Genomic DNA, 12,976 nt, shown 5'->3' with positions numbered 1-12,976 from the left:
CCATATTTGGCGCGGGCTTGGCGGGGCGTGGCAGGGAACCGCGGCCGCGGGCTACCGGCGCTCTTTCGAGGAAAATTCCGCTTTCTCCTTGCCATTGCGTGCGCAGCGGACGCAATCCGGAATCTCTCCGAGAGAGCAGCCTGGATCGCTTCGCCGCAACGGCTCCTCGCAGTGACGGCAGAGGCTCCTCACCCCTGCTTGGTCATCGTCTCCTTGACCGCCGCCACGAGCTGGCTGAGCGTGAAGGGCTTCGGCAGGAAGTCGAACTGCTGGCCTTCGGGCAGGCTCTTCTCGAACGCGTCTTCGGCATAGCCGGAGACGAAGATGAACTTGATGTCAGGGTTCTTTTCCCGCATCGCCTTCAGCAGCGTCGGGCCGTCCATCTCGGGCATGACGACGTCGGAGACGACGAGATCGATCGCCCCGCTCTGCTCCTCCAGCATCTCCATGGCTTCGACGCCGTTCTCGGCCTCGACCACGGTGTAGCCGCGCGAGCGCAGGCCACGTGCGTTCAGCGCGCGCAGGCCCTCCTCGTCCTCGACCAGCAGGATGGTGCCCTGCCCGGTGAGATCGGTGCGCGGCTTGGCCTCGGCGGGCGCGGCTTCCTTCGCGGCGCCGCCGGTCGCGCTGGCCGCGGCCGCGGGCTGCTCGACCTGCACGTCCTGCTCGGCGTGATGGCGCGGCAGGAAGATATGGAACGAGGTGCCCTGCCCCGGCTCGGAATCGACATAGATGAAGCCGCCGGTCTGCTTGACGATGCCGTAGACGGTGGAGAGCCCGAGGCCGGTGCCCTTGCCCACTTCCTTCGTCGAGAAGAACGGCTCGAAGATCTTGTCGCGGATGTCGGCGGGAATGCCGGTGCCGGTGTCGGCGACCTCGATCCGGACATAGTCCGCAGCCGGCATGCCCTTGTAGGCGAGCTTGCCTGCGTCCTCGGTGGTGACGTTTGCGGTCCGGATGATCAGCTTGCCGCCGTCCGGCATGGCGTCGCGCGCGTTCACCGCCAGGTTGACGATCACCTGCTCGAACTGGGAGACGTCGACCTTCACCGGCCAGAGGTCGCGACCGTGGACGAGGTCGAGCTTGACCTTCTCGCCGATCAGCCGGCGCAGCAGCATGGTGAGATCTGAAAGCGCGTCGCCGAGATCGAGCACCTGCGGCCGCAGCGTCTGACGGCGCGAGAATGCGAGCAGCTGTCGCACCAGCGTCGCGGCGCGTGTCGCGTTCTGCTTGATCTGCATGATGTCCTGGAACGACGGGTCGGTCGGCTTGTGCGCGTTCAGCAGGAAGTCGTTCGCCATCATGATGGCGGACAGCACGTTGTTGAAGTCGTGGGCGATGCCGCCGGCGAGCTGGCCGACAGTCTCCATCTTCTGGGACTGGTTGATCTGGTTCTCCAGCGCGCGCCGCTCGGTGGTCTCGAGCATGTGCACGATGGCGGCTTCCGCGTCATTCTCGGCCGAATCGACCGGCGTGACGAAGAACTGGCCCCAGCGCTCCTTGGCCCCTTCCAGCGCCACCTCGACCGGCGCGATGTCGGCCTTGCCTTCGGCGGCCTGGTTGATGGCAGCGATCAAAAGCTGCCGGTCGCGCGAGCTGACCGCGCGGAAGATCGACTTGCCGGCGCTGTCGAGCCCGAGCGCCTGTCCGAGCTTGGCATAGCGCGCATTGGCCCGCACGACGTTGCCGGCGCGATCGACGGTCGCGATCGCCATCGGCGTGTGGTCGAAGAAGCGCATGAAGCGCACTTCGGCGGCGCGGTCGGGGTCGCTGCGCTCGTCGCGGGCGCGGCTGATCACGAGCGTGCGCGACGGCCCCGGCGCGCCGTCGGCGCCGAAGGCGAGCTTGTGATAGAGCCGCACCGGCATGGTCTTGCCGCTGCGCATGCGCAGGTCGATGTCGAAGACTTCGGTCTTCACCTCGCCCGGCACCGCCACGATGGAGGTGAGCAGCGAGGCGCCGTCGCCGGAGACGATGTCGGTGAGCTTGAGGCCGCCCGAACCGATCTCGGCGAGATCGTAGTCGAGCCAGTTCGCCAGCGTCGCATTGACATAGGCGAGCTCTCCGGCCGGATTGACCGAGAAGAAGCCGCACGGCGCGTGATCGAGGTATTCGATCGCGTGCTGGAGCTCCTGGAACACGTCCTCCTGGCGTTCGCGGTCCCGGGTGATGTCGGCGATCGACCACACCGCGTATTTCGCCTCGCGCTTTCCGGTGCCGAGCGGGCGCACCCGCATGCGCAACCAGCGGCCCTGGCTGCCGTCATGGCCGGAGATGCGCACCTCTTCCTGCTGCCGCTTGCCTTCGCGGGCGGCCTTGAGCAGGCGGAACACCGCTTCGGAGACATCAGGGTTGCCGATGAAGACACGCTCGACGGGACGCACGTCCTGGGGGCCGCTGGCGCCGGTCAGCGTCAGATAGGCGGCATTGGAATAGACCACGTGTCCGCGCGCATCGGTGACTGCGAGCCCGTCGAAGGCGTGATCGGAGATGTGGCCGATGATGGGATCATCGAGATTGCGGTCCGCGAAGCGGATGATGCCGGCGGCGAAGGCGAACAGGTTGAACAGGCCGACCATCGCCAGCACGGCGAGGATGCCCAGGATATAGGGCTGCGCCTGCGCGCGCCCGAGCGTCATCAGGCCGACGGCGACCGCAACGAGGCCGGCGGCCACCAGCAGCACCAGCGCAATGCTGCCCGAGCGCGGCGACGGCTCGTGCGCCGCAACGGGCTCGCGTGTGAGGTCGTGGTCGGTCTCAGCAGTCATATCGAGCTGGCGCAGCCTGTCGGCAGAGAATCAACGCGTTACGGGGCGCGTGGGGTCCTCCCTGCCTGAATCGGACCCAAAGGTGCAAGGGCAGCAGCGGCGAAAGGTACGCTGATTCCCAGTTTACGACCATTTCCGGTATTTTTCGGGTGTTTTATCCCCGCCCGGCGCTGAATCCGCGCTTCAGCCGCATGACGTAGCCGATGACTTCGGCGACCGCATGATAGTGCTCAGTCGGGATTTCCTGGTCGATGTCGACCGTGGCGTAGAGCGCCCGGGCCAGCGGAACGTTCTCCACGATCGGGATGTCGTGCTCGCGCGCGATCTCCCGGATCTTGAAGGCGAGGTTGTCGACGCCCTTGGCGACGCAGATCGGCGCCGACATGCCCCGCTCGTAGGACAGCGCCACCGAATAGTGGGTCGGGTTGGTGATGATCACGGAGGCCTTGGGAACCGCCGCCATCATGCGCTTCTTGGCGCGCTGCTGCCGCAACTGCCTGATCTTGCCCTTGATGTGCGGATCACCTTCGGATTGCTTGTACTCTTCCTTGATCTCCTGGAGCGACATCTTCTGCCGCTGGAACCAGCTTCGGTACTGGAAGAAATAATCGGCGATGGCGACGATCGCGAGCGCCGCGACCACCGCTCCGAGCAGATGAATGGTCATGCTGGTGGTCGCGCCGAGCATGGCGGCCGGATCGAGCCGGACCATCGCCTCCATGCGGTGCCGCTCCGGCCACAGGATCATGGTCATGACCGCGCCGAGCAAGACCAGCTTGCCGATGCCTTTGAGAAAATTGGCGGCCGCCTGCTTGCCGAAGATGCGCTTGAAGCCGGCGCCGGGCGAGATCTTGTTGAATTTGGGTTTCAGGGATTCGGCCGACCACACCAGGCGGTGCTGGAGCATGTTGCCGGCAATCGCCGCCAGCATCAGCATCAGGAGCGGCACGCCGACGGCCGCGAGCACGACGAATTCGATCTGCTGCATCAGCGCGAGCAGAGCCTTGCCGTCGGTCTTGATCATCCAGGAATTGGCGAGCAGGTTGCGCATCGGCGTCAGCAGCCCGCTGCCGACCGAGCCCGAGAAGGTCGAGACCACGAGCGTGCCGCCCGCCATCATGAACCAGGTGTTGATCTCCTGGCTCTTGGCGACGTCGCCGCGTTCGAGCGCATCGTCGAGGCGCTTTTGCGTCGGGTCTTCTGTTTGACTTTCGGGATCGTTGTCTTCCGCCATCGATCGACCCCGTCACTTGAGCGGCATCATCTGGTGCATGACACCGATGAAATAATCGAGAAAAGTGCCCATCATCGCGGTCAGCACCACGGCGAGCACCAGGAAGCCTGCGAAGATCGACAGCGGGACGCCGACGAAATAGACCTGCATCTGCGGCATCAACCGCGCTAGCACGCCGAGCCCGATGTTGAAGACGAGGCCGAACACCAGGAACGGTCCCGAGAGCTGCAAGCCCAGGCGGAACGCGGCGGTGAAGGCGCGCGTCGCCAGCGAGGCGACATCGCCGCTCGATACGGTCTCGCCCGGCGAGAAGATCGTGTAGCTGTCGTTCAGCGCGGCGATCACCAGATGGTGGCTGTCGGTGGCAAACAGCAGCGTCACGCCGAGAATGGTCAGGAAGTTGCCGACCAGCACGCCCTGCTGTCCCTGCGTCGGATCGACCGAGGTGACAAAGCCAAGCCCCATCTGCTGCGCGATCACGGATCCCGCAACCTGGAGCGCCGACAGCGTCACGCGCGCTGTCGCGCCCAGCACGATACCGATCGCGATCTCATGCAGCATCATGACCAGCAGCGGCGCGAGCGAGCCCATGTCGACCTGGTAGGCGTTTCGATGCAGCGGCAGGATGATCAGCGTGAGCATCAGCGCGATCGACAGCTTTATCCGCGTCGGGATGTTGGTCTCGCCCAGCCCTGGCAGCAGCATCACCATCGCGCCGACCCGGGCGAAGGCGAGCATGAAGGAAGCGGCGAGCGCCGGCAGCAGCGAGACGTCGATGCGCATAATTCACGCATCTTGCCTCAGCCGCCGATGATTCGCGACGATATACGCATCATGTGGGCGTGGAGCGAGTCGGCCATGAACGGCAGCGCCAATAGCATCGTGGCGAAGATGGCCAGGATCTTCGGCACGTAGATCAGCGTCTGCTCCTGGATCTGCGTCAGCGCCTGGAACAGCGACACGATGACGCCGACCACGAGGCCGACCACCATCAGCGGTGATGACACGATCACGATGGTCCAGATCGCATCGCGTGCGACGTCGAGGGTCTCGGGTCCGGTCATTTGCTGAATTCCTTATTCAAGTTTCATCCCCACCATCCCGGAGAGGATTGTCCGGCCCCTCCCCGTCACTGCGAGGAGCCCTTGCGACGAAGCAATCCAGAGTGGTGCAACGGAAAGATTCTGGATTGCTTCGCTGCGCTCGCAATGACGCTTGGCGGGCACCCTGCCCCCAATTCAGATCGGCATCTTCATGATGTCTTCATACGCCGCGATCACGCGATCGCGGACCGAGACCAGCGTGGATACCGCGACGTCGGTGTCCGCGACCGCCGTCACCACGTCCATCACGTTGGCCTTGCCGGCGGCCATCGCCACCGTCTGCGCATCGGATTTGCGGCCGGACTCCATGACGCTGCCGACGGCGTCCTTCAGCAGCGAAGCAAAGGATTGCCCGGTCGGCTCGCTGCCCTTGCCGGCGCCGCCGTTCTCGAGCACGCGGGCAAGGTTGGCATAGGCGTTCGCGGCGATTGTCGGTGATGCCATGACTCAGATGTCCTGTTCAGCTCTTGAGGATGTCGAGCGTGCGCTGGATCATCCGGCGCGTCGCACTGATGATGTTGAGATTGGCCTCGTAGGACCGCTGCGCGTCGCGCATGTCGGTTATCTCGACCACCGAGTTCACGTTGGGATATTTGACGTTGCCGCTCGCATCCGCGGCCGGATTGTTCGGCTCGTATTTGACGCGGAAGTTGGACTGGTCGGGCTTGATCCTGCCGAGAGTGACGACCTGCGCGTCCAGCGTACGGTCGAGCGCGGAGGAGAAGGTCGGAACCTTGCGCCGGTAGGGATCGCCGCCGGCGGTCTGCGCCGTCGAGTCGGCATTGGCGATATTTTCCGAAATCACCCTCATGCGCCCGGCCTGCGCGCGCAGGCCGGAGGTCGCGATCGCCATCGAGCGGGCAAAGTCGCTGCTGTCATTCGCCATGATGCGCCTCTAGCTCTCCTGGTTCCGGGATCACGCCTAGGCCTTGCCGATCGCGGTCTTGAGCAGGCGCAGGCTCTTCGAATAGAGCGAGGTCGCCGCCGCGTAGTCCATCTGGTTGCTGGCGGCCTTCATCATCTCCTCCTCGAGATTGACGGCGTTGCCCGCAGGGCGGGTCTCGAAGCCGGCGTTCCTGTCCTGGTCGAATGCGGAGACGGCGCCTGATGGCGTCATGTGCGAGCCGCTGGTACGGGTCAGGGCCAGCGGCCCCATGGACCCCGTGACGGCGCCGGTCCTGTCGAGCTTCGGCTCGACCAGGTCGCGCGGCCGGAATTTGGGCGTGTCGGAATTGGAGACGTTCTCGGACAGGACGCGCTGGCGCTCCTGGTGCCACTGCATCTTGGTGCGAAGCGCCGACAGCACCGGGAGGTCGTTGATGGACATCGTCGCGGCTCCTTCAGCCACCCTTGCGGACCCGAGGTCCGAAGCTAGGCAGAATTTGCCGCCTGTATGGTTAACAGCTGGTTAAGAGCGCTCTCGAAGCATGTCGCCGGGCGAGACACGATTTTCGCGCGCCCGTGATTCTACGCCTCGAAAAGTGGCATTAACCCAACCGCTTGGCGGGGCGTGCACAGGCCAAGAAGTCGTTTTGGATCGGGCGATTCATGGGTTATTAAGAGTTGGGGACGGCAAAACTTGCCGTGGAACGTTAAGAAATCGCAGCTTGGGGCATCGTACGCCGGTGGTTGGCAAATCTGACCATGGGTACGAGAAAAGCGCCATTTGTCGGGGACAAGTATGCAAGGCAGCCCTATCACCTTCATCGTCGCGTTCATCGTCGTTCTGGCGTTGATCGGCGTCGCTGCATGGCTGGTTCGCCGATTCGGCAGCAGCCGGCTGGGCGCCAACACCCAGCGCGGCAGGATGCCCCGGCTCGCCGTGATCGATGCCGCCGCGGTCGACGGCCGGCGCCGTCTGGTGCTGGTCCGGCGCGACAATGTCGAGCATCTCCTGATGATCGGCGGCCCCACCGACATCGTCGTCGAGCCCAATATCGTTCGCGCCGCGCCGAGCCGCGACCAGCTCCCGCAGCGTCCCAACGCCGCCGAGCCGCCGCGCCTTGCTCCCATGCCCGACGTCGGCGGTTGGGCCGACGAGGCGCCGCGACCGGAACTACTCGATCATCCCGAGCCGCAGATGCCCGAGCCCCCGCCGCGGCCCGCCCGCCCATCCTTCGCCGATGAGGTGCGCCGGCCTGCTCCTGCGCTGGCCGAACGTCGCAGCGAACCGCCCCTGGGAGGCTTTACACCTGAGCCGATCGCGCCGCGTCCCGAGCGCGAACCACGGCCCGAGCCCCTGCCGCCGCGCATCGCCCGCGGCGAACCGCCGCTGATGCCGCGTCCGCCGCGCCAGAGTGAGCCGGTGAAGATGCCGCCAATGCGCCCCGAGCGCGCCGCACCTCCGCCTCCGCCTCCGCCTGTTGTGCCGCAGGCTGCGCCCGTTCCGCCGCCGGCACCGGCCCCTGTGCCCTCGAGCGCCGAGCAGAATCTCGCCGAAATGGCGCAGCGGCTGGAGGCTGCCCTGCGCCGCCCGGCCGGCGAAACGGTCGCGCCTCCGGTTGCGCCGGAGCCGCCGGCCGCCCCCCCGCGTGCCGCACGCAGCGAGCCGCCGGCGCCACCCGCCCCGGCAGCGAAGCCGGCCGCGGAAAAGACCAGCTTTGAAAATCTCGAAGACGAGATGGCCTCGCTGCTCGGCCGTCCGAAGCCGTCTTCGTGAGGTTGCCGGCCCTCCCGCGTAGAGTTCTCTTCCTTTCTGTACTGATCGGCGCGGCCTCGCTCGCGATGCCGGCGCATGCCCAGGACATCAGCATCAATCTCGGCGGCGGCGCTGGCGGCGGCGGCGTCACCGAGCGCGCGATCCAGCTGATCGCGCTGCTCACGGTGCTGTCGATCGCGCCGTCGATCCTGATCATGATGACCTCGTTCACGCGCATCGTGGTGGTGCTGTCGCTGCTGCGTACCGCGCTGGGCACCGCGACCGCCCCGCCGAACTCGGTGATCATCGCGCTCGCGATGTTCCTCACCTTCTTCGTGATGGGCCCGGTGCTGCAAAAGTCCTACGACGAAGGCATCCGCCCGCTCGTCGCCAACCAGATCGGCGTCGAGGATGCGCTCCAGCGCGCCTCCGTCCCCTTGCGCGGCTTCATGCAGAAGAACGTGCGCGAGAAAGACCTCAAGCTGTTCCTGGATCTGTCGGGCGAGCCGCCGCCGGCCACCCCCGACGAACTCGCCTTGCGCATCCTCGTTCCCGCCTTCATGATCTCCGAGCTGAAGCGCGCCTTCGAGATCGGATTCCTGTTGTTCCTCCCCTTCCTGATCATCGACCTCGTCGTCGCCTCGGTGCTGATGTCGATGGGCATGATGATGCTGCCGCCGGCGACGATCTCGCTGCCGTTCAAGCTGATCTTCTTCGTGCTGGTCGACGGCTGGTCGCTGGTCGCAGGAAGCCTGGTGCAGAGCTACGGAGGATAGGCAGGCTTTGCAGGAGCCGCCAGCCAAGCATCGCATCCTCTCCGCAGGCAGCGATAGCCTCCGCCCTCTCGCCGTCATTGCGAGGAGCCCTCGCGACGAAGCAATCCAGACTCCCGCCGCGGAAAGATTCTGGATTGCTTCGCTGCGCTCGCAATGACGCTGGATGACGCGACAGCTCGCCCTAAGAAATCTAACAGCCTGCGCCGCTAGATCAGCGTGTCGTACAAATCCTTCCAGTCCGGATTGACACTCTCGATCAACGCCAGCTTGTTTGCCCGACTACCACCCTTGACCTGCTTCTCGCGCGTGATGGCGTCGAGCATCGTGGCGTGCAGCTCGTACCAGACAAGCAGCTTGCACCCGTATTTCGCGGAGAATCCCTTGACCAGTCCTTCACGATGCTCGAAGGCACGACGCGGCGGATTGGAGGTGACCCGGTGTAGATCGTCCCGTTGCGACGATTGGCGAACATGTAGACGCATGGCTGCTTCATGATCGTGCTCGGCTGAGAAGTGCATCGACAATAGCACAACTTGGCGACGCGTTGCGAGCCGCGACACGTCTGTGAGCGAGAATATGCAGTTCTCTCCCCGTCATTGCGAGGAGCTCTTGCGACGAAGCAATCCAGACTGCCGCCGCGGAGAGACTCTGGATTGCTTCGCTTCGCTCGCAATGACGGAGAATGTCGAGCCGTCACGGGCCGCGCTTCGCGCGGCAACCAAGCCCTACCGCGTCATCTTGATCTGCCGCACGACGGGAATCGTGGGCAGCGAGCCGGTGTGGTCGGACTCGTCCTTGGCTTGCGGCGAACCGGGCGCACGCGCCGTGGCGTCGGGGAAGCGCTGCTTCATCTCGCGCAGGAAGCCGTCCAGCGTATCGACGCTGGCAGCCAGCTTGGCGATCTCGGCGAATTCGGCGCTCGAGGCCGCGGCCGGCTTGCTGGCGATGTCGAAGGCGAGACGGTCGGCGCTTTCGCTCATCAGCGGCGCGTATTTCTCGCGGAAGCGCGACAGGCCGATCGAATCGTCCGCGAGCGCATAGCCGACGGCGGCGCGGATGATGTCGCTCTTCTCGACCGCGTTGAGCGGCTTGAAGTCGCGGAAACGGTCGCCGTAATAGAGCTCGATCTGCTCGGCGGACTCGCGCCAGCGCCGCGCCGCCCAGAAGATGTCGGAGCGAAGGCGGAGCACTTCGCGCCCGGAGACGTTGGAGACGATGTCGAGCGCGAGATCGTGGCGGCCGACGTCGCTCTGCGCGCGCGCTTCCAGGAGCAGGCGCTGCTGCCGGAGCTCGCCGGAGAGATCGCTGATGCGGCTCGCGCGCAGCGCGGTGATCGCCATGTCGGGCTTGCGGTTGGCGAGATAGATCATGGACAGGCGCGCGGCGACCTGGGCGCGTGCCGCGCCTTCAAGGCGATGATCGACCTGGTATTGCAGGAGCTCGGCGGCCTGGTCGAGCAGATCGATCGAGGCGAGACGGTCGGCGAGCCGGCGGATCAGCTCGTCGCCGCGGCGGCCGATCGGCGTCAGCTCGCGGAACTCGTAGAACATCCCGAGCGCCTCCACCGGCGGCAGTTCGTCGCCCTTCGGCCCGAGAAATATCTGCGTGAACAGCTCGGAGGCGAGATCCTGCGCCTGACGCGAGGCCTCGGCGTTCGGCTGAAGCCTCGTCGCGGTCCGCGCGGCGGTGAGCGCATCCCGGTAACGCCCGTTCTCGGCATACAGCCGCGACAGCATCTGGAGCGTCTTGACCTCGATCGTGTCGCCGCGCCAGGTCATGGACAACGTCTCGAGCTCGCGCAGCGCCTCTTCCTTGCCGATCTCGTCGCGCTTCTGACGCAGCGCGACCTCGAGCTGCTTGGCCTCGGCCGCAGCCGGCCGGTCGCTCGAAGCGACCGCGAACCTGTAGTCGTCCAGCGCATCCTTGTCGTGGCCGAGCGCCTCGGCGAGCCGGCCGCGCAGCACGGCGAAGCCGGGCGCGGCCTCAGGCGGGACACCGACCACCTCGAGCTCGCTGCGGCGCTTGGAGGCGCCGGCATAGTCCTTGACCTCGAGCGAGGCGCGCATCGCGTCCATCGTCACGATACGCTGGATATCGAGCGGCAGCGAGGCGATGGCGAATTCGACGTTCTTGAACTTCTCGCGCGCGTCCGCCCATTTGCCCTGACGCGCATAGGCGAGCGCCTTCCAGAGCTGGGAATCATGGCTGTTGCCGATCACGGGATTGGCGAGGTCCTTGAGGCCCTGCGCCGGCCGGCCGATCAGGATGCTCGCGATCGCATGCATGATCAGCGCGCCGCTCTCCTCCTTGTTGAGGGGATCGCTCAGCATGACGTCGGTGACGGCCTTGGCTTCGTGATACATGGCGCGCGACATGTAGAACTGCGCGAGGTCGAGCCGCGGCAGCGAACGCAGCGCCGGCTCGACCGCCGAGATCGCCGTCACCAGCTCGCTCTGGCGCACCATGAAGTTTTCCGATTGGCCCTTGCGCCAGCCTTCTGGGCTGAAGATCGGGCGCACCGCGGTCGGCGCCCGCTCGGCCGAGATGTCGACCGGCGAGAGCGTCAATCCCCCCTTCTTGCCGACAATCACCTTGTCGGAGCCGACCTCGACGCCGACCTCGTCGGAGTTGGGCCGGATCGCGATGCCGTGCGCCGATTCCAGGAGCGAGAGATCGACGAGATCCTGCCGCTTGATGAAGCCGCGCACCGGCCGCTGCGCGGTGACGACATAGAGCGTATCGCCGGCGTCGGGGTCGGTGAGCTTGTGCAGGAGGCCCGGATTGGCGAAGGGGATCGCGATGTTGGCGAGCGCGGGATCGGTGATGTTGCGCGACATCATCAGCGGCAGCGGCGTCGCCTGGATCTTGTCGGCGAGCGTCAACAGCCAGTTGGTCTCCTTGCCGACCTCCTCGCTCGTCAGCGAATAGACCAGCGGACGGGTGAGACGGATGCGCACCGCCTGCCCCTTGTCGAGCGGGATGCGGCCGACCTCGCCGATCATGGCGCCGCCCTTGGTGCGGATCGCCTCGACATCGATCGGCTTCGGCGTATCGAACACCAGCCACACCGTGTCGCCGCGGCGGAACGCCGCCGCCGGCGTTGCGACCTGAAGCGGGAACGTCACGCGCAAGCCGTCGCTGTCGCGGCGCGCATCGACGCTGGCAACGGCGGGCTGCGCGGCCGGCGCCGCGGGCGCAGCCTTGACGACTTCCTTGACCGGCTCCTTCGCGGCCTCTTTCGGCGCGTCGGCCGGCGCCGGCCTGGCAAGCGCCGCCGCAGCTTCGGGAGCGGGCGACGCCGGCTTCGCGGCTTCCTTGGGCACTTCCGGAGCGGGCGCAGCTTCGACCGCGGGAGCGGCTGCCGGTTTCGGCGCCTCGGTGGACGGCAGCGCGGCGGGCGCTTCCGGCTTCACCTCGGACTTGATGTCGATCTTGGCTTCGCGTGCGATCGTCTCGGAGGTCGGCGGCGCGATCTCGCTGCGGGGGTCCTTCGGCTTCTCGGCCGCCGGCTTTTCCGGCGCAGGCGCCGGTGCGTGACCGGCGGGCTTCATCTGCGCGATCGCCGCCTCGGGCGTCGCGGCCGCCTTGCCCTTGTCGGGCTGGAAGGCGACGTCGACGACGTAGTTCTTCTCGTCGCGGAACGAATGCACGTCCGAATCGCCGATCAGCGCGATCTCGACATTGGTCTGGTCGATGTCGGCCTTCTGCTTGATCGAGGCGACGTTCGGCGGTGCCGCGACGACCGCGTCCGCCAGGTCGAAATTGAGGTTGGCGTTGAAGACGAGCGTGAGCTTCTGCTCGTTGAGCACGGAGGAGACGCCGACGCCGTCGGGCATCTCGAACACGAAGCGCACGAAGGTCGGCTGCACCGAGGCACGCACGCGGATCTGCGGACGCTTCCTGGCCTCGGCCGCGGCGCGCTGGGCACGCAGCGCGCGCTCGGCCACGCGCGCGCGCTCGGCGAGTTCCTTGACCACGTCCATGGGCAGGCTCGGCGGCGGTCCCTTCCAGCCTTCGGGCAGCAGGTCGACGAAGGTGCGCTCGCCGGCGTTCATGGTGTTGACGGTGACGCGCCGCGCCAGCGACAGGCGGATCGCGCTCCCATCCGGGTCGCGGCGGGCGGAGTTGACGTAATCGGGCGCACCTTCCGGGATCCGGTCGACGGGAACGTCGACGGGCCGGTCGAAGCGGATCACGAGGATGGAGCCTGCGGTCGTCACCTCGGAGGGAACGTCCTCGCCGAGCCTGATCACGAGACGGGCGAAGCCGCCGCCGGCGGAAAAACTCGCCTCGCCCCTGACCGGGTCGGCCGCCCGGGCCGGCGCCGTGAGGCCAATCAGGATACAGGCCGCCAGCACGCGCGCCTTTTGGACATGACGCGACAATCCCCGCGCCACTGCGCGGGCTCGCGACACAAATCCAGCGGCAGCCTCTCGCGCCATTGGCGGCATTTCTTC

General features: G+C 66.3%; 10 protein-coding genes and 1 pseudogene. 2 read left to right on the top strand and 9 right to left on the bottom strand.

Going from position 1 to position 12,976, the window contains the following annotated elements; all coding sequences use genetic code 11:
• Positions 1 to 188: 188 nt before the first annotated feature.
• From cckA to flgB, 7 genes are all read right to left on the bottom strand, one after another.
• Positions 189 to 2,768 (bottom strand): cell cycle histidine kinase CckA, encoded by a 2,580-nt coding sequence (cckA, locus tag AC1RQP_RS26475; RefSeq protein ID WP_492939326.1) that lies wholly within the window; start codon positions 2,766 to 2,768, stop codon positions 189 to 191.
• A gap of 154 nt (positions 2,769 to 2,922) precedes the next feature.
• Positions 2,923 to 4,002: a flagellar biosynthesis protein FlhB gene (gene flhB, locus AC1RQP_RS26470; RefSeq protein ID WP_492939324.1), complete on the bottom strand. Its 1,080-nt coding sequence runs from the start codon at positions 4,000 to 4,002 to the stop codon at positions 2,923 to 2,925.
• A gap of 12 nt (positions 4,003 to 4,014) precedes the next feature.
• The gene (gene fliR / locus AC1RQP_RS26465) at positions 4,015 to 4,785 is read right to left on the bottom strand and encodes a flagellar biosynthetic protein FliR (protein WP_492939322.1); all 771 of its coding nucleotides are present in this window, start codon (positions 4,783 to 4,785) and stop codon (positions 4,015 to 4,017) included.
• A gap of 17 nt (positions 4,786 to 4,802) precedes the next feature.
• Positions 4,803 to 5,066 carry a flagellar biosynthesis protein FliQ gene (gene fliQ, locus AC1RQP_RS26460; RefSeq protein ID WP_028180904.1) on the bottom strand — a complete coding sequence of 88 codons (264 nt, stop codon included), beginning with the start codon at positions 5,064 to 5,066 and terminating at the stop codon, positions 4,803 to 4,805.
• A 174-nt stretch (positions 5,067 to 5,240) separates the two neighbouring features.
• Positions 5,241 to 5,549: a flagellar hook-basal body complex protein FliE gene (gene fliE / locus AC1RQP_RS26455; protein ID WP_028180905.1), complete on the bottom strand. Its 309-nt coding sequence runs from the start codon at positions 5,547 to 5,549 to the stop codon at positions 5,241 to 5,243.
• 16 nt (positions 5,550 to 5,565) lie between these two features.
• The gene (gene flgC, locus AC1RQP_RS26450; RefSeq protein WP_492939320.1) at positions 5,566 to 5,991 is read right to left on the bottom strand and encodes a flagellar basal body rod protein FlgC; all 426 of its coding nucleotides are present in this window, start codon (positions 5,989 to 5,991) and stop codon (positions 5,566 to 5,568) included.
• Between the two features lie 36 nt (positions 5,992 to 6,027).
• Positions 6,028 to 6,432: a flagellar basal body rod protein FlgB gene (gene flgB, locus AC1RQP_RS26445; protein ID WP_492939318.1), complete on the bottom strand. Its 405-nt coding sequence runs from the start codon at positions 6,430 to 6,432 to the stop codon at positions 6,028 to 6,030.
• Between the two features lie 354 nt (positions 6,433 to 6,786).
• Between flgB and AC1RQP_RS26440 the strand changes: the two genes are divergently transcribed.
• A complete protein-coding gene (locus tag AC1RQP_RS26440; RefSeq protein WP_492939316.1) occupies positions 6,787 to 7,764 on the top strand; it encodes a flagellar biosynthetic protein FliO in 978 nt (325 codons plus the stop codon).
• Positions 7,761 to 8,519: a flagellar type III secretion system pore protein FliP gene (gene fliP / locus AC1RQP_RS26435; protein WP_239625093.1), complete on the top strand. Its 759-nt coding sequence runs from the start codon at positions 7,761 to 7,763 to the stop codon at positions 8,517 to 8,519. The genes AC1RQP_RS26440 and fliP overlap by 4 nt, the downstream gene beginning before the upstream one ends.
• Positions 8,520 to 8,725: 206 nt before the next feature.
• Here fliP and AC1RQP_RS26430 read toward each other — a convergent pair.
• Positions 8,726 to 9,012: pseudogene (locus AC1RQP_RS26430) on the bottom strand (GIY-YIG nuclease family protein).
• 232 nt (positions 9,013 to 9,244) lie between these two features.
• Positions 9,245 to 12,961: a tetratricopeptide repeat protein gene (locus AC1RQP_RS26425; protein WP_492939313.1), complete on the bottom strand. Its 3,717-nt coding sequence runs from the start codon at positions 12,959 to 12,961 to the stop codon at positions 9,245 to 9,247.
• Positions 12,962 to 12,976: the final 15 nt, after the last annotated feature.

The organism is Bradyrhizobium sp. GW821-FHT13H06 (assembly GCF_058803975.1).
This window is presented reverse-complemented; position numbering and strand designations above follow the sequence as displayed.

What these genes read in the sequence shown, in the direction of transcription:
- flgB (WP_492939318.1), bottom strand. Translation starts at nt 6,432, where the DNA reads ATGTCCATCAACGACCTCCCGGTGCTGTCGGCGCTTCGCACCAAGATG.
- AC1RQP_RS26440 (WP_492939316.1), top strand. Translation starts at nt 6,787, where the DNA reads ATGCAAGGCAGCCCTATCACCTTCATCGTCGCGTTCATCGTCGTTCTG.
- flhB (WP_492939324.1), bottom strand. Translation starts at nt 4,002, where the DNA reads ATGGCGGAAGACAACGATCCCGAAAGTCAAACAGAAGACCCGACGCAA.
- flgC (WP_492939320.1), bottom strand. Translation starts at nt 5,991, where the DNA reads ATGGCGAATGACAGCAGCGACTTTGCCCGCTCGATGGCGATCGCGACC.
- cckA (WP_492939326.1), bottom strand. Translation starts at nt 2,768, where the DNA reads ATGACTGCTGAGACCGACCACGACCTCACACGCGAGCCCGTTGCGGCG.
- fliQ (WP_028180904.1), bottom strand. Translation starts at nt 5,066, where the DNA reads ATGACCGGACCCGAGACCCTCGACGTCGCACGCGATGCGATCTGGACC.
- AC1RQP_RS26425 (WP_492939313.1), bottom strand. Translation starts at nt 12,961, where the DNA reads ATGGCGCGAGAGGCTGCCGCTGGATTTGTGTCGCGAGCCCGCGCAGTG.
- fliR (WP_492939322.1), bottom strand. Translation starts at nt 4,785, where the DNA reads ATGCGCATCGACGTCTCGCTGCTGCCGGCGCTCGCCGCTTCCTTCATG.
- fliE (WP_028180905.1), bottom strand. Translation starts at nt 5,549, where the DNA reads ATGGCATCACCGACAATCGCCGCGAACGCCTATGCCAACCTTGCCCGC.